The organism is Paraburkholderia sp. BR10936 (assembly GCF_040965735.1).
GTDB classification, from domain to species: domain Bacteria; phylum Pseudomonadota; class Gammaproteobacteria; order Burkholderiales; family Burkholderiaceae; genus Paraburkholderia; species Paraburkholderia nodosa_A.
Genome location: NZ_JBFRCM010000011.1, coordinates 237,723 through 257,572, shown reverse-complemented (window position 1 = coordinate 257,572; position 19,850 = coordinate 237,723). Strand labels below are relative to the sequence as shown.

Below are 19,850 nucleotides of genomic sequence, written 5' to 3'. Positions count from 1 at the left end.
TATACGGACCCGCTCGCCGCCCGTTCAATACGACGATGATCCCACTGAATGACGATTATGGAACCGGAATGGAACTTCATCGGTCGATCCCGCTCGAACAATGCCGCCAAAATCTCGACGCGCACAGCGCAGACCCAACGTTCAAGCCCATCCGTCGATGCCTTTCGCTTCCCGACTTCGATTGCTGCACAGCCTGCTCGCCCTGATTGTCGCGGCCCTCGCGGCCGGCGCGGTTCCAGCCAGCGCCCATGCCGCCGCTCATCGCAGCGCGGCCGAAAGAACCCACCACGCAACGGCCACGAAGAAGAAGAGAGTCGCGCACAAGACGAAGCCCGCACATCGTTCGATGCCCGCCGATGCGCCCTCCACCAAACTCTCCGGGCCGAAGCGCCGCACCAAACGCGCGAAGCCCAGACATGGGCCGCCGCCCGCGCCGCAACACGCCGTGCACGCGAGCGCCAAAAACGCGCACGCTCCTCGCCTGCTCGCCCGCTGCGGCTTTACGCCGGCGTCGCGCAAGCAGCTCTTTTCGCATGCCGTCTACGTTGTGGACGAAAACACCCACACGCCGCTCTACGCGCGCCATGCCGACACGGTGGCGCCCATCGCATCGGTGTCGAAGCTCATGATGGCCATCGTCTGGCTCGATAGTGCGCATGCGCCCCTGCAACAGCGGCTCTCAGTCACGACCGCCGATCTCGACACGCTCAAATTCACGCATTCGCGCCTCGGCGTGGGCGCGTCGCTCACGCGCGCGAATATGCTGCACGTTGCGCTGATGTCCTCGGAAAACCGTGCGGCTTCGGCGCTCAGCCGCGATTATCCAGGCGGCCAGCCTGCGTTTATCGCGGCAATGAACGCGAAAGCGCAGCGCCTCGGCATGAAGCACACGCATTTCGTCAATGCGACGGGGCTCTCGCCGCAGAACGTTTCAACCGCGCGCGAACTGGCGAGCCTCGTGCGCGCAGCCGATGGCTACCCGCTCATTCGCCGCTATTCGATCGATCATCAGGAACGCGTGGCCACGGGCCACGGGCAGTTGCAGTATGTGAACACCAATCGGCTGGTGCGCTACGGGCAGGTGCGCGCGAGCGTGCAGAAAACCGGCTTCATCAACGAGTCCGGCCACAACATGGTGATGCGCGTGATGGTGCACGGCCGGCGGCCGGTGATCGTCACAATGCTAGGGAGCGCCACGCCCGAGGGTTCTCGTCTGGACGGCGTGCGCATCGCGCACTGGCTGTCGTGCTCCTTGCGCTGAGCGAGCGCGCGCGTCAGGAATTCTTTACATCAACGCCCTGCGCTCGCCGAGCGCATTCCAGCGGCGGATGGCGCGGCTTTCGTGGTCGAAGCCGAGAATGCTCACCGAAGCCGTGTCGAGATACAGATGCTCGCCGAGCGCCGCCGAACCGGAAGCCCAGCAGCCCCCCAACGCGCGCAGGAAATGCGCGTGTGAAAAGAGTGCCACGCGGCCCCGCATGGCCAGCAGGCCCTCGATTACCGACGCCGCCCGCGCCTGAACCCGCGCGAGATCCTCGCCATGCGCGATGGGCGAATGCCACACGCTCCAGTCGGGTTCGGTCTTGCGGATATCCGCTGTCTTGAGGCCTTCGTAAATCCCATAGTCCCACTCGTGCAAGTCGGCCGAAATCGTCATCTGGTCGCCGAGGCCCGCGAGCTGGCAGGTCTCGATGGCCCGCGCCATCGGGCTGCAAAGCACCGCGTCGAAGTGCTGTGCGGCGAGCGACGGCGCCAGCGAGCGCGCCTGCTCGCGTCCGTGACCGGTGAGCGCGATATCGGTGCGGCCGGTGTGCTGCCCGGAGAGGCTCCATTCCGTTTCACCATGACGGATCAACCAGACTTCGCGCAGTCCAGAGGACACACTGGCAGGATTGGCAGACATCGGGAGCTCCACGTTCGTGCCCCGCGCGGAACACACGGGATGCCTGCAGCATACCTGTTCTGAGGGCTTTTCGCCGTGCCGCTATCCTCCTGTTGCACATGGCAAAATGAAGGCAGATCGAAAGCGACGAGGCTGTCATGCCGCGCCGCTATTTATTTGCACTCCGTAGTAATGTGATTCAGAAAAGATGCGAGATGCCAGGCACGGCAAGCGTTTGCGAAGAATGCGGGGTCGTGACGGAAATGCCGGGCCAGCTCATCATCGCCTGGCCGTGGTTCTTCAGATAACCCGCACGCGCGTAAAGGCTCGTGCGCTTCGATATCTGATGATCGTAGCCAAGCTCCACACCCAGCGTCTCGTCGCTAACGCCGTGAATGTTGCGCTGAATACCGGCGATCTGGATCGCGTCGAACGAGGTGGCCTGAATCGTCGCGCCAACCTCCGTGACGTTATACGCATTCGCGGTGCCGAGCGCAGCAGCGAGTGAATGCGACGGTGGCATTTTCGGCCTCGCATACGAATAGTTCGCCTGCAGCCGCCGTTGTTCAGGTACTGGAAAAACGTGTCGGCCACGCCGTAGAGCGTCACGCTCGTCTGGGCGCAAGCGGCGCTCGCGGCCATTGCGAACGTCGCGCCCATCACACCCTGGCTAATCAGCTTCAAACGCATGCATGTCTCCTCTTCTATTGTCGGTATCCGCTCGTTGGAGGAATGGATTGCACTGCGAATTACCAGGAACCCGGCCGAGATAATCTTTCGGTCGAATCGGGCACGCGGATGTCAGCGCGCCCCGCGGCCCTCCTTTGTGGGCTGCAGCCACAGAAAGCCCGCCACGCCCGCTACGGCGAGTAGCGCGCCCATCGCGCCGAAACCCGCTTCGTAGCCGCGTGGGCCTGCCGTCGAATCGACGAGATGGCCCATGAGCGCCGGCGCGAACAAGCCGGCCGTCGTGGCGAGCGCGTGAACGCTCGAGAGCATGGCCGCTCGGTTCGCGCCCGGTACGACTTCGGCGACGAGTTGCGGCCCGAACGTAAACGCCTGAGTGGCGAATGCGCACGCCACGCCTACCAAAGCGAACCTTCACGAGCGGCGGCCACAATGCAAACGAGGCGCACAGCAAGATCCCGCCGACCGTGCAGCATGCGCTCACGAGCATGCCTCGCGCGATGCGCGTCGAAACGTTGCGCCTGAGCAGCGCGTGCGAGAGCGTGGTGCCCGCGTTCGTCGCGCAGTTGCTGGACGGCGTGGCGCCCGCCCGCGCGCGCATGGCGGACTCAACGGGTGCCGCCGATCTTTCGCCCTACGCCGCGGACTCTCCCGCCGACGCGCTCACGGCGCGCGAACTGGACGTGCTAAGGATGCTTTCGGCCGGCCACCGCAACCGCGTGATCGCGGAGAAGCTGTTCGTCTCCGAGCTGACGGTGAAGTCGCATCTTCGAAAGATCAACGCCAAGCTCGGCGCGGGCAATCGTACCCAGGCAGTCGCCATCGGCCGTGCGAAAGGGCTGATTCCTTGATTGTGGATCTCGCCGGCCTGAGCGCCGAACGCGCCACGCGCGGACAGCATGACGCCGCCGCCCCTTTCGAGGCGGCGGCGCGGTGGGTTAGCGATCGTTTATCAGTGATGGCGCTTCGTGTCCTTCTCCACGTCCTTTGCGGCCTCCTTCATGTCACCAACGTTCTTGCGTGCCTGGCCAGCTCCCTGCTGGAGGTCCCCCTTCACTTCGCGCGCCGGGTTGTCGGTTGCGCGGCCTACGGCCTCATTGACCTTGCCCTTCATCTTTTCAGCCGTGCCCTTCACCTGGTCCTTGTTCATGGTCACACTCCACGTAAAAGCGACGGTGTGTCGCGACGCTTCACATAGCGCATGCACCGTGCCCGCGGTTCCGGCGCCCGTATTCGGGGACGCAACGTCACACGTCAGTCGTGCGCCATGGCGCGGTCGATCGAGATCTGCGTGGGCATCATGTTGACGTTTGCGTTGTGCATGACCCACAGCGAAAGCCCGACGATCACCGCGATCAGGAACGCCGTGCAGATGAAGATGCCCGTGTTGGCGCGCTGGCTGCGCGATGCGCCGATATGCAGGAAATACACGAGTTGCACGACGAGCTGCGCGATGCAGAGCACGACGATGGCCGCAAGCCCGAAGGCCGGCGAAACGACTCGAAACATCACCACGCCGAACGACGCGAGCGTCAGCACGAGCGAGAGCACCGTGCCGATCATGTAGCCCTTGAAACTGCCGTGCGACGCGTCATGCACGGCGTGGTGGGTGGCATGGGACTGGCTCACAGGAAACCTCGCAGGTAAACAAACGTAAATACACAGATCCACACGAGATCGAGAAAGTGCCAAAAGAGGCTCAGGCAGGCGAGGCGGCGGCGGACCGTGCCGGTCAGACCGAACTTGAAGGTCTGGTGCATCATGATCGCGATCCACAACAGACCCGCCGTGACGTGCAGCCCGTGCGTGCCGACCAGTGTGAAGTACGCCGAAAGGTAGGCGCTCGTGCCGGGCCCCGCCCCATCGGCGATGAGCTTGGCGAACTCGTTCACCTCCATCGCGACGAAGCCCGCCCCGAACAGGAACGTGACGGCGAGCCACACGTTCACCTGTCCGCGCCGCTGCGCGTAGAGATTCAGCATGGCCATGCCGAAGGTGACGCTGCTCGCAAGCAGCAGCAGCGTTTCACCGAGCACGTAAGGCAGTTCGAATAGTTCCTTCGCGCCCGGACCGCCTGCCGTCGCATTCGCGAGCACGCCGAACGTGGCGAAGAGCGTCGCGAAGATGAGGCAGTCGCTCATCAGGTAGATCCAGAAGCCCAGCGTGGTTCTGGTGCTGTCGTCGTGATCATGACCATGGGCATGACCATGGGCGTGAGTAGTAGCAGCGTGAGCCATGGTTTATGCCATCTCCTCGATGTGCTCGGATTGATCGAAACGCTGGATGCCGAGTTGCCTGAAGCGCGCGTTCTCGATGCGCTCGACCTCGGCGGCGGGGACCCAGTAATCCACGTCCTGGTTGTAGGTGCGCGCGATGAACGTGGCGATCATGCCGATGAGTCCCGCCGCCGCGAACAGCCACATGTGCCACACGATCGCAAAGCCGAACAGCAGGCTGAACGCGGCGATGATGAAGCCCGCGCCGGTGTTGCGCGGCATATGAATGTCCTCGTACTTCGCCGGCTGCACGTAGGCGCGGCCCGCTTCCTTGTTGTCCCAGTGCTGCTCCATCGAAGTGATCTCCGGCAGCACGGCGAAGTTGTAGAACGGCGCAGGCGAAGCGGTCGACCACTCGAGGCTGCGGCCATCCCACGGGTCGCCGGTCACGTCGCGGTTGGCCTCGCGATCGCGCAGGCTCACCACGATCTGCACGATGAACGAGAGAATGCCGAGGCCCACGAACACCGCGCCCACGAGCGCCACCACGAGCCACGGGTGCCACTCGGCCACCTCATAGTGATTCATGCGGCGGGTCATGCCTTCGAAGCCGAGGATATAGAGCGGCGTGAACGCGAGCCAGTAGCCAATCAGCCAGCACCAGAACGACACCTTGCCCCAGAACTCGTTGAGCGTGAAGCCGAACACCTTGGGGAACCAGAAGCTCACGCCCGCCAGACAGCCGAACACCACCCCGCCGATGATCACGTTATGGAAGTGCGCAACGAGAAAGAGCGAGTTGTGCAGCACGAAGTCCGCCCCCGGCACGGCCAGCAGCACGCCGGTCATGCCGCCCACGGCGAACGTCACCATGAAGCCGATGGTCCAGAGCGTGGCGCTGTGATAGCGGATGCGCCCGCGATACATCGTGAAGAGCCAGTTGAAGAGCTTCACGCCGGTCGGGATCGAAATGACCGTGGTCATGATGCCGAAGAACGCATTGACGTTCGCGCCCGAGCCCATCGTGAAGAAGTGGTGCAGCCACACGAAGAACGAGAGGATGCCGATCGACGACGTGGCGTAGACCATCGACTTGTAGCCGAACAGCGGCTTGCCCGAGAACGTCGCGATGATTTCCGAGTACGCACCGAACGCAGGCAGGATGAGGATGTAGACCTCCGGGTGACCCCAGACCCAGATCAGGTTGATGTACATCATCGCGTTGCCGCCCAGCTCGTTCGTGAAGAAGTGCATGTCGAAGTAGCGGTCCATCGTGAGCAGCGCGAGCGTGGCGGTGAGCACCGGGAACACCGCGACGATCAGGATGTTGGTGATGAACGCCGTCCACACGAACACCGGCATCTGCATCATCTTCATGCCCGGCGCGCGCATACGCAGGATCGTGACGATGAAGTTGATGCCCGAGAGCGTCGTGCCGAGACCCGATAGCTGCAGCGACCATATGTAGTAGTCCATACCGACTGTCGGGCTATAGCCAAGCTCCGATAGCGGCGGATACGCCACCCAGCCCGTGGCCGCGAAATCGCCCACGAACATGGAGACCATCACGAGCACCGCGCCCACGACCGAAAGCCAGAAGGAGAGCGAGTTGACAAACGGATAGGCCACGTCGCGCGCGCCGATCTGCAGCGGCACGACCACGTTCATCAGGCCGAGAATGAGCGGCGTCGCCACGAAGAAGATCATGATGACGCCGTGCGCCGTGAAGATCTGGTCGTAGTGATGCGGCGGCAGATAGCCCGCGGCGTCGCCATACGCGAGCGCCTGTTGCGCGCGCATCATGATCGCATCGGCGAAACCGCGCAGCAGCATGACGACCGCGAGAATGATGTACATGACACCGATGCGCTTGTGATCGACCGACGTGATCCACTCGCGCCATAAATAGCCCCACTTGCCCGCGATCGTGATCGCGGCGAGCAAGGCGAGGCCGCCGAGCGCCACGACGGCGCCCGTGCCCATGATGATCGGCTCGTGCCAGGGAACGGCGTCGAGCGTGAGTTTTCCGAACATGGTGTGATTACTCCGCTGCCAGAATGGCGCTACGGTTGAGCGTGAGCGCCGGGGCGCCTGTGCCAGGGACTGCGCTGGGGGCCGTGCCCGGGACCGCGGGGACCGTGCCGCAAATCGGGTTGCCGTGCACGTCCCGCATGTATTTGCCGACCACGCCGTCGAACAGGCCCGGCGCGACGTTCGAATAGAGCGTCACTGGGGTCTTTTCGCCGGGCAACGCGAGCTGTTCGTAGGCCGCCCGGCTCAGCATCGTGGGCGACGCCTTCGCCTGCGCAATCCAGGCGTCGAAGTCGGCGCGGCTCTTGGCCAGCGTTTCGAAATGCATGTCGGAGAAGCCCGGGCCGCTGAATGCCGCCGACCGGCCCGCATAGATGCCGGGCTCGTTCGCGATGAGATGCAGCTTCGTCTGCATGGCCGGCATCGCATACACCTGACTGCCCAGCTGCGGGATGAAGAACGAATTCATCAGCGACTCGGCGGTGAGGTTGAACTCGACGGGCGTATCCACGGGAATCGCCAGCTGGTTCACAGAGGCCACGCCGTAATCCGGATAGATGAAGAGCCACTTCCAGTTGAGCGCAACCACGTCCACGCGCACGGGTTTCGTCTGCGATTCGATCGGGCGATACGGGTCGAGTGAATGCGTCGTGCGCCAGATCAGCACGGCGAGCGTGAGCACGATCACGCAGGGAATCGTCCACACCACCACTTCGATGACCGTGGAATGCGACCAGCGCGGCGCGTAAGTCGCGTTCGGGTTGGAGGCGCGATAGCGCCACGCGAACCATAACGTGAGCACGATCACGGGGATCACGACGAGCAGCATCAAGCCGAGCGCGATCAGGATCAGATTCTTTTCCTGCACGCCGATGTCGCCCTTCGGGGCGAGCAGCGCCATGTTGCAGCCGCTGAGCAGCACGAGCGGGATGCCCGCCGCGCCGAGAGCGGCGCGCCGCAGAAAGCGGGGGATGAGGAGTGGACGTGATGAAGAAGGCGGGCCGGCGGTAGCGGCCCGCCCCGAGCGAGGGTCTGGATTGCGCATGTCTGGTTCCAAGGTTGACGTTCGCGCAAACCCATCCATACGTGCTCACTCTGCTGCCGCACGAGCGGCCTTGGAGGGCCGCCGCAGAAGCCATACATAGCCTATATGTATGGATTTACGCGCTTCATGCACGCATGCTAGAGTAAGACATGACGCATACATCCGCGACAGAATGACACACGACCAACCTGCTGAAAGCGCCGGAGATATCAATGCATGGGCCACGGCGATGCAGTCCGGCAACGGCCCGCGCTACCTGCGGCTCGCCGATTTCATCGAAGCCGCGGTGGCGCACGGCACGCTGCGCCCCGGCGAGCGCGTGCCCGCGCAGCGCAGTCTCGCCACCCTGCTTGCGGTCGATCTGACCACCGTCACGCGCGGCTTCAACGAAGCCCGGCGGCGCGGCCTGATCGAGGCGCGCGGGCCGCTAGGCACGTTCATCGCCGCGCCGCGCGCCGAGCTGCTCCAACGCGTGGACCTCAGCATGAACATCCCGCCTGCGCCCGCCGACCTCGACATGAACGCGCTGCTGCGCGAAGGCATGGCGCGCGTGCTGGTGCGCAGCGACGCCGATCTGCTCATGACTTACCACATGGGCGGCGGCGGCCGCGCCGACTGGCAGGCGGGCGCGAAGTGGCTGCAGCCCGTGCTCGGCCACGTCGCGCCCGATCGCGTGGTGGTCTGTCCCGGCGCGCAGGCGGCGCTGGCCGCGCTGATCCTTGCGCTCACGCAGCCGGGCGAGGTCATCCTCGCCGAGCCGCTGCTCTATCCGGGTCTGCCGCACGCGGCGGCGCAACTGGGCCGCCGCATCGCACCCGTTGCCGTGGATGACCACGGCATGCGCCCCGACGCGCTCGAAGCGGCTTGCCGCAAGCACGCGGCGCGTTTCATCTACGTGAACCCCACGTTGCAGAACCCGACGACGGCGACCATGCCGGAGACACGCCGCCTGGAAATCCTGCGGGTGGCGCAGCGCTGCGGCGCGTTGATCGTCGAAGACGATCCTTACTGGCGTTTCGCGCCCGATGCGCCAGCGCCATTTGCCCGGCTCGCGCCCGCTCAGGTCTGCTATCTCGCGACGCTTTCCAAGACGCTCTCGCCCGGCCTGCGCACGGCTTATCTCGCGCTGCCCGACGAAGACGCGCGCACCCGCCTCGTGACCGCGCTGCGCACGTTCTCGCTGATGGCCGCGCCGCTCACCAACGCGCTCGCCACACACTGGATCGAGGAAGGCGTGGCCGAGCAGATCTTCGCGGACGTGAAGGCCGAAGCGCGCGAGCGCCAGCGCATCGCGGCGCATACGCTGGGATCGTCGGCGGGCGCGGGCATTCATCTCTGGTACACGCTGCCGCGCTACTGGCAGGCGCGCGAGCTGGCCGCGGCCGCGAGCACCGAAGGCCTCGCCGTGGCGCCCTCCACGGCTTTCCAGCAAGGCCCGGAGACCGCGAACGCGATCCGCATTTCTCTGGGCGCGACGGGCGGGCGCGAACAATTGCAGGCCGCGCTGCGCAAGCTCTCGGCGCTGCTCGCGAACGACCGCAGCGCGCAGGCGCAAGTCATCGTGTGACGGCGCTTGCCGCGATCTTCCCTGGCACCGTAATTGCTGCGGTGTATCGTTTCCCCTGCTTCAGCGCGGCTGCGCGGCCATGCCCACATAATGGCAAAGACGCGGCGCAGCGGCGCAAGTACACTCGTCGCAGCAGGCGGCGACCCGATTCGAGTAACCGCGCCCGCAAGGGCGCCCCAAATACGGGAGATACGACGATGGCAAACGAGCAAATGCTGGCGCAGATGCGCGACAAACCGGGCTTCATCGCCGCGCTGGATCAGAGCGGCGGTTCGACGCCTGGCGCGCTGCGCCAGTACGGCATCCCCGAAAGCGCGTATAGCGGCGACGCCGAAATGTTTCGCCTCATCCACGAAATGCGGGTGCGCATCGTCAGCGCCCCCGCATTCACGGGCGAGAAGGTAATCGGCGCGATCCTGTTCGAGGCGACCATGGACGGCCAGGCGCAAGGCAAGCCGGTGCCCGACTTCCTCTGGAACGAACGCCGCGTCGTGCCCTTCCTCAAGGTCGACAAGGGGCTGGAGGCCGAGTCCGACGGCGTGCGCCTCATGAAGCCGATTCCGGGCCTCGACGCCCTGCTCGAACGTGCGGTGACGGCCGGCATTTTCGGCACCAAGATGCGCTCGGTGATCGAGCACGCTTCGCCTTCCGGCATCGCTTCCATCGCCGCGCAGCAGTTCGCAGTCGGCGCGCAGATTTCGGCGCACGGACTCGTGCCCATCCTCGAGCCCGAAGTCTCCATCAAGGCCCCCGACAAGGCCAAGGCCGAGAAGCTGTTGCGCGACGAACTGCTCAAAGGGCTCGACGCGCTGCCCGCCTCGCAGAACGTGATGATCAAGCTCACGATTCCCGATACGCCCGACTTCTACCTGCCGCTCATCGAACATCCGCGCGTGGTGCGCGTGGTGGCGCTCTCGGGCGGCTACTCGCGTACTGACGCGTGCGAGCGTCTCGCCAAAAACCATCGCATGATTGCAAGCTTTTCGCGCGCGCTGATCAACGACCTCACGAAGTCGATGAGCGATGCCGAGTTCGATGCCGCGCTCGCCGCGAGCATCGACGAAATCTGGAAGGCTTCGGTGCGGAAGGACTGAATCCGGCCTGAACTCGGCCTCAAGCGGTGCCGGGCGCCGCGCCCGGCACGACACCGGTCAGGGATGTGAAAACGGGATGACACGCAGCCGGCCTCATTAATCGGGGCCGGTTATACTTGCGCCTTCTTTTTCTCCTATGCACCGGCCATGAGGCAGTTCCTCTGCCTGCTCGTCCTGTTGCCGGGCCTCGTGCAGACCGCGGCCGCGCAGGCGCAGCAGCAGGCGCCCGCTAGCGACGTCGTCAGCGCATCGGCTGCGAGCGAGGTTGCTCCCGCAAGCTCCAGCGCCATGTCCGGCGCGGTTTCGAAATACCTCACGCAAAAGTTCGGTATCGCGAAAGGGAAAGCGGCGCAAATCTCGCAAGCCGTCACGGGCGCCGCCGAGAAATATTCGCTGCCGCCCGCGGTGCTGCTCGCCATCATCTCGATCGAGTCGCGCTTTCGCGAGAAGGCGCACGGCGCGAATGGCGCGACCGGACTCATGCAGGTCGTGCCGTCGGCGCATCGCAATCTCCTGCACAACAAGGATCTCACCGACCCCGAGGTCAACATCGACGTGGGCTCGTCGATCCTCTATGGCTACCAGCGCGCGGCCGGCGGCGACCTCAATGCCGCGATGAAGAACTATGGCGGCTCGAAGGCCTATGCGGAAAAGATCCGCACGCGCGCCGTGGAGTTCAGCCGGGTGCTCGACACCGCTAGCACGCCTGCCGCGAGCGATGCGCGGGCGAGCGTCGGGCTGGCGGCATCGGCGGCTTCCGCCTTTGCGGCTGCGGCGGCAACGGCCGCGATCGGCGCATCCGGCCCTGCCGCTGCGCCCTCCGCGACATCGGCGGCCTCCGCGCAGGCTGCCGCGCAAGGCACCGCTTCGGCCAGCGCGCGCTAACACTGCTACCTGCTTCGCTCAGGCTGCCTCGCGTGCGATCGGCGGCCATGCGATGCGCATCGAAAGCACCCGAGTTCCCGATACGAAGGCCGACGTGCGCGCCGAAGGTTGCGCGCGCATCGATCGGCAGCGCCTCGCCAGACGTGCGAACGTCCCTCGCGCGGCGGTGCCGCGAGAGGGGCGTTTCGACGAGGGAACTTCCGGCGCGCGGGCTTAGGCGCCGCTTGCGGGCGTCTCGCCGTTTTCCGGTTGCTGTACCGCGGCTTCCGGCGCGCTGGACGGCGCTTGCGGCTCTACGCTCTGGGCTTCGAGCTGGGGCGCGGGTTCGGTCTTCGCCTCGGCCTTGGCCTCTGTCTTGACCTCCGGCTGGGCGTTGCCCTCTTCGCGCGTCTTGGCTTGCGCCTCGGCCTTGGCCTTCTGACGCGCCAGCGCCGCATTTGCGCGGCCGACGTGCGACGGGTCGATGCCCGGACCTTCCGAAGCCGTGCCGTCGAGTTCGTAGCGCGAGCCGCCTGCGGCCACGCGCTCGTGATAGCGCGGATGGTTCACATGGCGCTTGAGCACGGCGACGATCATCGTGCGCTCGTACTCGGGGTGACGCGCGACGAGGTCCTCGGCCACGCCGATCTTGAGCGGCAAACGGTCGCGGAAAGCCGGATAGTGCTTCGCGAACACATTCCAGACCGTGTTCAACTGGCGATTGCGCTCGATGCGCGCCTTTTCGGCCTCGCTCAGATTCGCGGCCGGCGGCTGCTGGGGACGCGCCGGACGGCGGCGTTGCTGCTGCCCGGAACGCTCGGCCGCCTCAGGTCCACGGGCCGGCTTCGGCTGCTGCGGCCGGCGCGGCTGCTGCGCGCGCTGCCCCTGCTCACCTTGATTCTGCTCCTGCGCTCGCGCGCCCTGAGGCCGGCCATGGCGCGAGCGCGCACGCTCGTCCTTGCCGCCGGCTGCGCCAGCAGCCGCCGAACCCTCTCTCGGCGCACGCGGGCCCTTCGGGGCGTGCGAGCCGCCATGGCCCTTCGCGCCCTTGTGAGCGGGCTTGCCTTGCGATTTTTGCGCCTGTTCTTCGGCTGGCTGGCCTGAGCCGCCCCCCATGCTCTTCTTGATCTCAAGAAGACCTTCCTTGAAGCTCAGGGTACGGCGTTGTTGCGATGCGGCTTTCACGTCCAGATCTCTTCCATATGGAACCGGACGCTATGATACCGAAAACACGGCCGATCCAACCGGGCAATCGTTTGTTGCGCCCCGTTTCGCGTCCGCCGTCGTGTGCCGCGCCACACCGCGACTGCACGCGGCGCGCGGCAAAATCCCTCGATTTCATGCATCGACACCTTGCGCAAGCAAGGATCGCATCCCTTTATCATCACGACACCATGACGATTTCGACATCCGCCCCCCGTTCCACCATTCGCGCCATCGTGACCGGCCATACGCGCGGATTGGGTGCGGCGCTCGCGCAATCGCTGCTGCAACGGGACATCGAGGTGCTCGGCCTCGGCCGTGGCGCGCATGCGGAACTGGCTTCCCGCCATCCGGAACGGTTCGCCGAGGCCGTCGTGGACCTCGCCGATCCCGCCGCACTCGAACGCTGGCTGGCGGGCGACACGCTCGATGCGTTCACGCTCGGCGCGCAGTGCGTGCTGCTCTTCAACAACGCGGGCAGCGTCGAGCCGATTGGCCCGCTCGGCGCGCAGGACCCGCTCGCCATCGCACGCGCCGTGACGCTCAACGTGGCAGCGCCGTTGATGCTCGCGAATGCGCTCGCCGCCACGTCTGCGCCCGGCGCGAGCGCATCACGACGCATCGTGCATATTTCGAGCGGCGCCGCGCGCAACGCGTATGCGGGCTGGAGCGTGTATTGCGCGACCAAGGCCGCGCTCGACCACCACGCGCGCGCCGTCGCCCTCGATGCGCCGGCCGGCCTGCGCATTTGCAGCATCGCACCTGGCGTGATCGATACCGGCATGCAAAAGATGATCCGCGCGACGAGCGTCGACCAGTTCCCGATGCGCGAGCGCTTCGAACAGCTCAAGCAGAACGGTTTGCTGTCCACGCCCGAAGCGGCCGCGCAACAATTGATCGACTATGCGTTGAGCGATGCCTTCGGCTCGTTGCCCGTCACTGATGTGCGCGAACCTGGCAAGGCGTGAGCGCGTCGTGCGTTGAATCGTTGCCGTCGCGCTTCACGTAAGCGCGACGCGCGGCCGTACCGCTTTCAGGCGCCGCATGCCACCCGCGAGCGCGAGCAATGCGCCGACCGCGAGCACGTCGCCCGCGAGCCGTGCGGGCAACGAAGCGGTGACATGCGTTGCACGCAGCAGCGTGTCGATGACGTTCGAAGCCACCGCGCCCCCCACGAAACAGACGAGGCCCTGCTGCCCCACGGTGACGACGGCCGGCAGCCGCTGCGCAAGCCACGCTATCCAGCCCTTGCGCACCGCCTGCGCGGCGAGCCACGCCACGGCGGCGAAGTTCACGATGCGCACGCTCGCGAGATTCTGCTTCATGTAGCCAGGCTGAGGGTCCAGATCGGCGAACAACTGGATGAACGCGAACGTGGCGACGAGCACCAGCGCGAACGCTGTCAACGCGCGGCCCGTCCAGGAGACCTGGAACGCACGCGACACCGGATAGATGCGGCACAGCAGCCCCAGCATGAACATGGCCTGCCAGGCAAACGGGTTGAACGGCCAGATGGCGCCGGGCGCGGTAGGCAAATACCCCACGAGCCAGCACCCGCCAAACCACAGCACGAAGCTGCCCACGAGCACGAGATCGGGCGAGCGGCGCGCAAGCGGCATCACGAATGGCAGGAGCATCACGAGCACGATGTACATGGGCAAGACGCCGGCCAGATACGGCTGGTCGCGAAACACCGCGATATTGGCGAGCATCGTGAACGGCTGCGCGGCGAAGCGCAGATAACCCGACTCTGCGACCAGCGGCGAATCCACCCGCATCGTTACCGCGGCGGCGCCCGACAGCAGCATGAGCGCAGCGGTGCACAGGTAGGCGGCGTAGATCTCGCGCCCGCGACGCCAGAAGCGCCGGTTGGCCGCGCCCTCGCCCTTGCGTCCGGCAATGGCGAGCCAACTCGCCGCGCATACATAGCCGCTCACGAACACGAACACTTCCGCGGAGTCGCAGAACGCGAAGTTGTGCAGCATCGCATGCGAAAGCACGCTGGAAGGAATGTGATCGAGCGCGATGGAAATCAAAGCGAAACCCCGGAAAAAGTCGATTTCGATCGATCGCTTCGCTGTCTGACTCATGGGTGACGACTCCCGTTCGTGTCGAAGATTACGATTGAAGGGGTGCGCGACTTCGATTCGATGAAGCTGTCAGCTTTACGGCTATTTTTGTAAGGATGCCTGATCGATTCATGGCCACACGCGCAACGCATGAAAGGGTTCCGTAAAAGGCTGCGCCGGAGCGCCGCCTCACCAAGCGACTTTAATGCCAGCTCCACGCGCAATGGGCCTGCGTAACCCATGGTAAGCATTTCGCCCGCTTCACGGTTGCACGCAGTCGCGCGCGCAGCCCCGGACGGTGCGCGCCATGCACACGGAATCGGCGTCCGCCCGTTTCTGGTGCCACATCCTATGGCGTCCCGGCGTCTGCACCGTCGCGGCATTTGGGCCGTCGCGTCTCGTGGAAAGGCGCACGAAAGCCTGCGTGTTCCCTTTGCTTGCGTCATTGGCGAGTTGACGCCGCGCCGCACCAAGGGTTCCACAAATATTCAGATGTTTCGCCGCCGCGCCCAGGGTCATCCCGCCCTCGCTCGCAAATTACTTGACACCTAAAGTAACTGAACCTACATTGACCTTGCAGACTGAACGAAGGAGCGAGCATGCGCATTGTTTGCATGGGTGGCGGGCCCGCAGGCCTCTATTTCGGCCTTTTGATGAAGCGCCGTCACCCCGACTACGAAATCGCCGTAATCGAACGGAACCGTCCGTACGACACGTTCGGCTGGGGCGTCGTGTTCTCGGACCAGACGCTGGGCAACCTGCGCGCGGCCGACCCCGAAAGCGCGGACGAAATTCTCGACGCCTTCAATCATTGGGACGACATCAAGATTCACTTTCGCGGCAGCGCAATCCGCTCGTCGGGCCATGGCTTCTGCGGCATTGGCCGCAAGCGTCTGCTCAACATTTTGCAGGCGCGCTGCGAGGCGCTCGGCGTGAAGCTCGTGTTCGAATCGCAGATCACCGACGACGACGTCGCCCACGCGGACCTCATCATTGCGAGCGACGGCCTGAACAGCGCCACGCGCCAGAAGTACGCCGCCACGTATCAGCCGGATATCGATTTGCGCAACTGCCGCTTCGTCTGGCTCGGCACATCGAAACTCTTCGACGCGTTCACGTTCGCGTTCGAAGAAACCGAATGGGGCTGGTTCCAGGCGCACGCCTACCGCTTCGACGACAACACGTCGACGTTCATCGTCGAAACGCCCGATCAGGTGTGGCGCGCAGCCGGCCTCGACACCATGAGCAAGGAAGACAGCATCGCGTTCTGCGAGAAGCTGTTCGCGCGTTATCTCGACGGCCACGCGCTGCGCTCGAACGCGTCGCACATGCGCGGCTCGTCGCAATGGATCCGCTTTCCACGCGTGGTCAATCGCGAATGGGTGCACTGGAAAACCGCGGCCGACGGTAAGCAAACGCCTGTCGTGCTGATGGGCGACGCGGCGCACACCGCGCACTTCTCGATCGGCTCAGGCACGAAGCTCGCGCTCGAAGACGCGATCGAACTCGCCAACAGCATGCAAGCGCATCCCGGCGATCTGCGCGCGGCGCTCACGCACTACACGAACGTGCGTAGCGTGGACGTCCTGCGCATTCAGAACGCCGCGCGCAATTCCACGGAGTGGTTCGAGCACGTGGACCGCTACGCGAAGTTCGATCCGGAGCAGTTCGCCTATTCGCTGCTCACGCGCTCGCAGCGCATCTCGCACGAGAATCTGCGCGAGCGCGACGCGCATTATCTGTCCGGCTTCGAAACGTGGCTCGCGCAACGCGCGGGTGGCGAGCCGCGCGCCGTGCCGCCCATGTTCACGCCTTATACGGTGCGTGGCGTGACGTTGAAAAACCGCGTGATCGTCTCGCCGATGGCGCAGTACTCCGCCCATGACGGCGTGGCCGGCGACTATCACCTCATGCATCTGGGCGCGCGCGCCATGGGCGGCGCCGCGCTCGTGATGACCGAAATGACCTGCGTCTCCCCCGAGGCCCGCATCACGCCCGCGTGCCCCGGCATGTATGCGCCCGAGCATCTGCAGGCGTGGAAGCGCATCGTCGATTTCGTGCATGCGAACTCGGACGCGAAAATCGGCATGCAGCTCGGCCATTCCGGCGCCAAGGGCTCGACGCGCGTGGCATGGGAAGGCATCGACCAGCCGCTCGACGACGGCAACTGGCCGCTCGTCTCCGCTTCGCCGCAGCAATATCTGCGCGGTGTGAGCCAGTGGTCGCATGAAGCGAGCACCCAGGAACTGCGCGACATCGAGGCGCAATTCGTCCAAGCCACGCAAATGGCAGACGAAGCGGGCTTCGACTGGCTCGAATTGCACTGCGCGCACGGCTATCTGCTTTCCAGCTTCCTCTCGCCGCTCACGAACCAGCGCACCGACGAGTTCGGCGGATCGATCGAAAACCGGCTGCGTTATCCGCTCGAGGTTTTCAAGGCGATGCGCGCGGTCTGGCCGGAAAACAAGCCCATTTCAGTACGCGTCTCGGCACACGACTGGGTGGAAGGCGGCAACACCCCCGACGACGCCATCGAAATCGCGCGCGCGTTCAAGGCGGCAGGCGCGGACATGATCGACGTTTCGTCGGGCCAGGTGAGCAAGGAAGAAAAACCCGTCTTCGGCCGCATGTTCCAGACGCCTTTCGCCGACCGCATCCGCAACGAAGCGGGCATCGCGACGATCGCCGTCGGGGCGATTTCCGAAGCGGATCACGTGAACGGCATCATCGCTGCCGGTCGCGCCGACCTGTGCGCCGTGGCGCGGCCGCACCTGGCCAACCCCTCGTGGACGCTCACTGAAGCGGCGCGCATCGGCTATCTCGACATCAAGTGGCCGAACCAGTACATGGCGGCCAAGACCCAACTCGAACGCAACATCGAGCGCGAACGCGCCGCAGCGGCAGCCGCGGCCGGCCTGTCGCCGATCGAGCGTGCGCAACGCGCCGAAGGAACCGTGTGAGCATGAACCAGGCAATCCTGAACGATCGTCATGCCGTCGTGACCGGCGGCGGCAGCGGCATCGGCGCGGCGACTGCCGCCGCGCTCCTGCATGCCGGTGCGCGCGTCACACTGATGGGCCGTGACGCCACGCGGCTCGACGCCCAGCGTGCCGCGCTCGGCGGCGGCGAGAACGTGGCTTGCGTGAGCGTCGATATCACCGACGAAGACGCCGTAAACGCCGCGTTCGTGCATGCGGCGCAATCGCTCGGCGCCGTCGATATCCTCGTGAACAACGCGGGCCAGGCTCAGGCCGCGCCGTTCACGCAAACCGACCTCGCGCTGTGGAAGCGCATGCTCGACGTGAATCTCACGGGCGCGTTTCTGTGCACGCGCGCGGTGCTGCCCGGCATGCTCGCGCGCAAGGCCGGACGCATCGTCAATGTCGCGAGCACGGCGGGCCAGGTCGGCTATCCGTATGTCGCCGCCTATTGCGCCTCGAAACATGGCGTGATCGGCTTGACGCGCGCGCTTGCGCTCGAAGTGGCCACCCAGGGCGTAACCGTGAACGCCGTGTGCCCCGGCTATACGGAAACGGAACTGCTGCAGGCGTCGCTCGAGCAGATCACGCGCAAGACTTCGCGCAGCGAAGCCGAGGCGCGCAGCATTCTCGTGCGCCACAACCCGCAGAAGCGTTTCGTCACGCCGGAAGAAGTCGCCAACGCCGTGCTGTGGCTTTGCGCGCCTGGATCGTCCGCGATCACGGGCCAGTCCCTATCCGTTTCCGGTGGAGAAATCACATGACATCGCCCGCATCCACGCGCAAGAACGCCACCGCGAAGGCCGCAACGAAAGCGCCGCGCAAGGGCGTCGAAAAGCCGGCGGAGAATGTCGTCGACATGGAAATGAGCACGGGCGCCGACAGCCACATGGGCCTGCGCCTGTGGCTGCGCCTGCTCACCACGACGAACCTCGTGCAGGCCGAATTGCGCCGCCGCCTGCGCGTCGAGTTCGACACGACGCTGCCGCGCTTCGACCTGATGGCGCAGCTCGAGCGCCACCCCGAAGGTCTGCGCATGACGGAACTCTCGCGCCGCCTGATGGTGACGGGCGGCAACGTCACGGGCATTACCGATCAGCTCGAAAAGGAAGGCCTCGTCGTGCGCGACGTCGCCCCCGACGACCGGCGCGCCTTCGTGGTGCGCCTCACGCCCGAGGGCCGCGCCCTGTTCGACCGCATGGCGGCCGCGCACGAGCAATGGGTGGTGGAACTGTTCGGCGGCCTCTCGCTCGACGAGAAGTCGAAGATGCACGAGCGGCTCGGCAAGCTCAAACAGCATCTGCGCAACGGGCTCGAAAGCTGATCACACTGAAATTGCAAAGATCCGGGAGACATATCTTGACGACACGTTCCAGCGCCGAAGCGCTCTTCGCGGGCAACCGCGTCACGCTTGCCGGTTATGAGGCGCAACATTTCGGCTGGTCGGTTCAAGGCCGCGTCGCAAGCATCACGCTGAACCGCCCCGAACGCAAGAATCCGCTCACGTTCGAATCGTATGCGGAACTACGCGATCTGTTTCGCCAGCTCGCCTATGCGACGGACGTGAAGGCCATCGTGCTGCATGGCGCGGGCGAAAACTTCTGCTCGGGCGGCGACGTTCACGACATCATCGCGCCGCTCATCGATCTGCCGATGCCCGAACTGCTGATGTTCACGCGCATGACCGGCGACCTCGTGAAAGCCATGCGCCACTGCCCGCAGCCGATCATCGCCGCCGTGGACGGCGTCTGCGCCGGAGCGGGCGCGATTCTCGCCATGGCCTCCGACATGCGCTACGCCACCGCGCGCAGCAAGCTCGCGTTCCTTTTCACGCGCGTGGGGCTCGCGGGCTGCGACATGGGCGCGTGCGCGATCCTGCCACGCATCATCGGTCAGGGCCGCGCGGCCGAGCTGCTTTATACGGGCCGCTCCGCGAGCGGAGAAGAAGGCCACGCATGGGGCTTCTACAACCGCATTTGCGAGCCCGAAATGCTGCTCGCCGATGCACAGAAACTCGCCGCCGATCTCGCCTCCGGTCCGACCTTTGCGCACGGCATCACCAAGACGATGCTGCATCAGGAATGGACCATGAGCATCGACGAGGCCATCGAGTCCGAAGCGCAGGCGCAGGCGATCTGCATGGCCACGCGCGATTTCGGCCGCGCCTATGAGGCGTTCGCGGCCAAAACGCGCCCGGTTTTCGAAGGGGATTGA

20 protein-coding genes are annotated in these 19,850 nt (G+C 65.2%); 10 read left to right on the top strand and 10 right to left on the bottom strand.

What is annotated here, in order from left to right; all coding sequences use genetic code 11:
- The first annotated feature begins 157 nt into the window (after positions 1-157).
- On the top strand, positions 158-1,261 hold the full coding sequence (locus AB4Y36_RS23400) for a serine hydrolase (RefSeq protein WP_368684221.1): 1,104 nt from the start codon (positions 158-160) through the stop codon (positions 1,259-1,261).
- A 24-nt stretch (positions 1,262-1,285) separates the two neighbouring features.
- On the opposite strand, the gene AB4Y36_RS23395 is transcribed toward AB4Y36_RS23400, so the two are convergent.
- The 3 genes from AB4Y36_RS23395 to AB4Y36_RS23385 form a co-directional block, all read right to left on the bottom strand.
- Positions 1,286-1,903: a histidine phosphatase family protein gene (locus AB4Y36_RS23395; protein WP_133186972.1), complete on the bottom strand. Its 618-nt coding sequence runs from the start codon at positions 1,901-1,903 to the stop codon at positions 1,286-1,288.
- A 178-nt stretch (positions 1,904-2,081) separates the two neighbouring features.
- Complete coding sequence (locus AB4Y36_RS23390; RefSeq protein ID WP_368606509.1) at positions 2,082-2,405, bottom strand: hypothetical protein; 324 nt, start codon at positions 2,403-2,405, stop codon at positions 2,082-2,084.
- Positions 2,406-2,683: 278 nt separating this feature from the next.
- Positions 2,684-2,881: a hypothetical protein gene (locus tag AB4Y36_RS23385; RefSeq protein ID WP_368684220.1), complete on the bottom strand. Its 198-nt coding sequence runs from the start codon at positions 2,879-2,881 to the stop codon at positions 2,684-2,686.
- 71 nt (positions 2,882-2,952) lie between these two features.
- Between AB4Y36_RS23385 and AB4Y36_RS23380 the strand changes: the two genes are divergently transcribed.
- Positions 2,953-3,420 (top strand): response regulator transcription factor, encoded by a 468-nt coding sequence (locus tag AB4Y36_RS23380; RefSeq protein ID WP_368684219.1) that lies wholly within the window; start codon positions 2,953-2,955, stop codon positions 3,418-3,420.
- Positions 3,421-3,521: 101 nt separating this feature from the next.
- On the opposite strand, the gene AB4Y36_RS23375 is transcribed toward AB4Y36_RS23380, so the two are convergent.
- The 5 genes from AB4Y36_RS23375 to cyoA form a co-directional block, all read right to left on the bottom strand.
- Complete coding sequence (locus AB4Y36_RS23375) at positions 3,522-3,719, bottom strand: CsbD family protein (protein ID WP_069261918.1); 198 nt, start codon at positions 3,717-3,719, stop codon at positions 3,522-3,524.
- A 104-nt stretch (positions 3,720-3,823) separates the two neighbouring features.
- Positions 3,824-4,198 carry a cytochrome o ubiquinol oxidase subunit IV gene (cyoD, locus tag AB4Y36_RS23370; RefSeq protein WP_368684218.1) on the bottom strand — a complete coding sequence of 125 codons (375 nt, stop codon included), beginning with the start codon at positions 4,196-4,198 and terminating at the stop codon, positions 3,824-3,826.
- Positions 4,195-4,806 (bottom strand): cytochrome o ubiquinol oxidase subunit III, encoded by a 612-nt coding sequence (cyoC, locus tag AB4Y36_RS23365; protein WP_368617956.1) that lies wholly within the window; start codon positions 4,804-4,806, stop codon positions 4,195-4,197. The genes cyoD and cyoC overlap by 4 nt, the downstream gene beginning before the upstream one ends.
- 3 nt (positions 4,807-4,809) lie before the next feature.
- Complete coding sequence (gene cyoB / locus AB4Y36_RS23360) at positions 4,810-6,819, bottom strand: cytochrome o ubiquinol oxidase subunit I (RefSeq protein WP_368684217.1); 2,010 nt, start codon at positions 6,817-6,819, stop codon at positions 4,810-4,812.
- Between the two features lie 7 nt (positions 6,820-6,826).
- Positions 6,827-7,861, bottom strand: coding sequence for a ubiquinol oxidase subunit II (gene cyoA / locus AB4Y36_RS23355; protein WP_368684216.1), 1,035 nt, complete (start codon positions 7,859-7,861; stop codon positions 6,827-6,829).
- A 172-nt stretch (positions 7,862-8,033) separates the two neighbouring features.
- On the opposite strand from cyoA, the gene AB4Y36_RS23350 reads away from it, so the two are divergent.
- The 3 genes from AB4Y36_RS23350 to AB4Y36_RS23340 all read left to right on the top strand — a co-directional run bounded on the left by AB4Y36_RS23350 (position 8,034) and on the right by AB4Y36_RS23340 (position 11,407).
- Positions 8,034-9,428: a PLP-dependent aminotransferase family protein gene (locus AB4Y36_RS23350; RefSeq protein WP_342946107.1), complete on the top strand. Its 1,395-nt coding sequence runs from the start codon at positions 8,034-8,036 to the stop codon at positions 9,426-9,428.
- Positions 9,429-9,625: 197 nt separating this feature from the next.
- A complete protein-coding gene (locus AB4Y36_RS23345) occupies positions 9,626-10,522 on the top strand; it encodes a fructose bisphosphate aldolase (protein ID WP_368684215.1) in 897 nt (298 codons plus the stop codon).
- A 147-nt stretch (positions 10,523-10,669) separates the two neighbouring features.
- Positions 10,670-11,407 (top strand): transglycosylase SLT domain-containing protein, encoded by a 738-nt coding sequence (locus tag AB4Y36_RS23340; protein ID WP_368617952.1) that lies wholly within the window; start codon positions 10,670-10,672, stop codon positions 11,405-11,407.
- A gap of 213 nt (positions 11,408-11,620) precedes the next feature.
- On the opposite strand, the gene AB4Y36_RS23335 is transcribed toward AB4Y36_RS23340, so the two are convergent.
- Positions 11,621-12,571 (bottom strand): ProQ/FINO family protein, encoded by a 951-nt coding sequence (locus tag AB4Y36_RS23335; protein ID WP_368684214.1) that lies wholly within the window; start codon positions 12,569-12,571, stop codon positions 11,621-11,623.
- Positions 12,572-12,780: 209 nt separating this feature from the next.
- On the opposite strand from AB4Y36_RS23335, the gene AB4Y36_RS23330 reads away from it, so the two are divergent.
- On the top strand, positions 12,781-13,557 hold the full coding sequence (locus AB4Y36_RS23330; protein ID WP_368684213.1) for an SDR family oxidoreductase: 777 nt from the start codon (positions 12,781-12,783) through the stop codon (positions 13,555-13,557).
- A 33-nt stretch (positions 13,558-13,590) separates the two neighbouring features.
- Here the strand turns inward: AB4Y36_RS23330 and opgC are convergent, their stop codons facing one another.
- Positions 13,591-14,679, bottom strand: coding sequence for an OpgC domain-containing protein (gene opgC / locus AB4Y36_RS23325; protein WP_069261926.1), 1,089 nt, complete (start codon positions 14,677-14,679; stop codon positions 13,591-13,593).
- A 578-nt stretch (positions 14,680-15,257) separates the two neighbouring features.
- Between opgC and AB4Y36_RS23320 the strand changes: the two genes are divergently transcribed.
- The 4 genes from AB4Y36_RS23320 to AB4Y36_RS23305 are packed head-to-tail and all read left to right on the top strand — an operon-like array spanning position 15,258 to position 19,850.
- Entirely contained in the window at positions 15,258-17,618 is a 2,361-nt protein-coding gene (locus AB4Y36_RS23320) for a bifunctional salicylyl-CoA 5-hydroxylase/oxidoreductase (protein ID WP_368684212.1), read from the top strand.
- A gap of 2 nt (positions 17,619-17,620) precedes the next feature.
- Positions 17,621-18,400, top strand: a complete 780-nt coding sequence (locus tag AB4Y36_RS23315; protein ID WP_368684211.1) for an SDR family NAD(P)-dependent oxidoreductase — start codon at positions 17,621-17,623, stop codon at positions 18,398-18,400.
- Positions 18,397-18,960, top strand: coding sequence for a MarR family winged helix-turn-helix transcriptional regulator (locus AB4Y36_RS23310; protein WP_069261929.1), 564 nt, complete (start codon positions 18,397-18,399; stop codon positions 18,958-18,960). The genes AB4Y36_RS23315 and AB4Y36_RS23310 overlap by 4 nt, the downstream gene beginning before the upstream one ends.
- A gap of 35 nt (positions 18,961-18,995) precedes the next feature.
- Positions 18,996-19,850, top strand: coding sequence for an enoyl-CoA hydratase family protein (locus AB4Y36_RS23305; RefSeq protein WP_342946098.1), 855 nt, complete (start codon positions 18,996-18,998; stop codon positions 19,848-19,850).

Bases quoted from the DNA above. Each gene is read 5' to 3' on its own strand.
- AB4Y36_RS23320 (WP_368684212.1), top strand. From the start codon at position 15,258: ATGCGCATTGTTTGCATGGGTGGCGGGCCCGCAGGCCTCTATTTCGGC.
- AB4Y36_RS23400 (WP_368684221.1), top strand. From the start codon at position 158: ATGCCTTTCGCTTCCCGACTTCGATTGCTGCACAGCCTGCTCGCCCTG.
- AB4Y36_RS23375 (WP_069261918.1), bottom strand. From the start codon at position 3,719: ATGAACAAGGACCAGGTGAAGGGCACGGCTGAAAAGATGAAGGGCAAG.
- AB4Y36_RS23395 (WP_133186972.1), bottom strand. From the start codon at position 1,903: ATGTCTGCCAATCCTGCCAGTGTGTCCTCTGGACTGCGCGAAGTCTGG.
- AB4Y36_RS23385 (WP_368684220.1), bottom strand. From the start codon at position 2,881: ATGCTCTCGAGCGTTCACGCGCTCGCCACGACGGCCGGCTTGTTCGCG.
- AB4Y36_RS23310 (WP_069261929.1), top strand. From the start codon at position 18,397: ATGACATCGCCCGCATCCACGCGCAAGAACGCCACCGCGAAGGCCGCA.
- cyoA (WP_368684216.1), bottom strand. From the start codon at position 7,861: ATGCGCAATCCAGACCCTCGCTCGGGGCGGGCCGCTACCGCCGGCCCG.
- cyoC (WP_368617956.1), bottom strand. From the start codon at position 4,806: ATGGCTCACGCTGCTACTACTCACGCCCATGGTCATGCCCATGGTCAT.
- cyoB (WP_368684217.1), bottom strand. From the start codon at position 6,819: ATGTTCGGAAAACTCACGCTCGACGCCGTTCCCTGGCACGAGCCGATC.
- AB4Y36_RS23380 (WP_368684219.1), top strand. From the start codon at position 2,953: ATGCGCACGCCACGCCTACCAAAGCGAACCTTCACGAGCGGCGGCCAC.
- AB4Y36_RS23330 (WP_368684213.1), top strand. From the start codon at position 12,781: ATGACGATTTCGACATCCGCCCCCCGTTCCACCATTCGCGCCATCGTG.
- AB4Y36_RS23315 (WP_368684211.1), top strand. From the start codon at position 17,621: ATGAACCAGGCAATCCTGAACGATCGTCATGCCGTCGTGACCGGCGGC.
- AB4Y36_RS23390 (WP_368606509.1), bottom strand. From the start codon at position 2,405: ATGCCACCGTCGCATTCACTCGCTGCTGCGCTCGGCACCGCGAATGCG.
- AB4Y36_RS23350 (WP_342946107.1), top strand. From the start codon at position 8,034: ATGACACACGACCAACCTGCTGAAAGCGCCGGAGATATCAATGCATGG.
- AB4Y36_RS23345 (WP_368684215.1), top strand. From the start codon at position 9,626: ATGGCAAACGAGCAAATGCTGGCGCAGATGCGCGACAAACCGGGCTTC.
- AB4Y36_RS23340 (WP_368617952.1), top strand. From the start codon at position 10,670: ATGAGGCAGTTCCTCTGCCTGCTCGTCCTGTTGCCGGGCCTCGTGCAG.
- opgC (WP_069261926.1), bottom strand. From the start codon at position 14,679: ATGAGTCAGACAGCGAAGCGATCGATCGAAATCGACTTTTTCCGGGGT.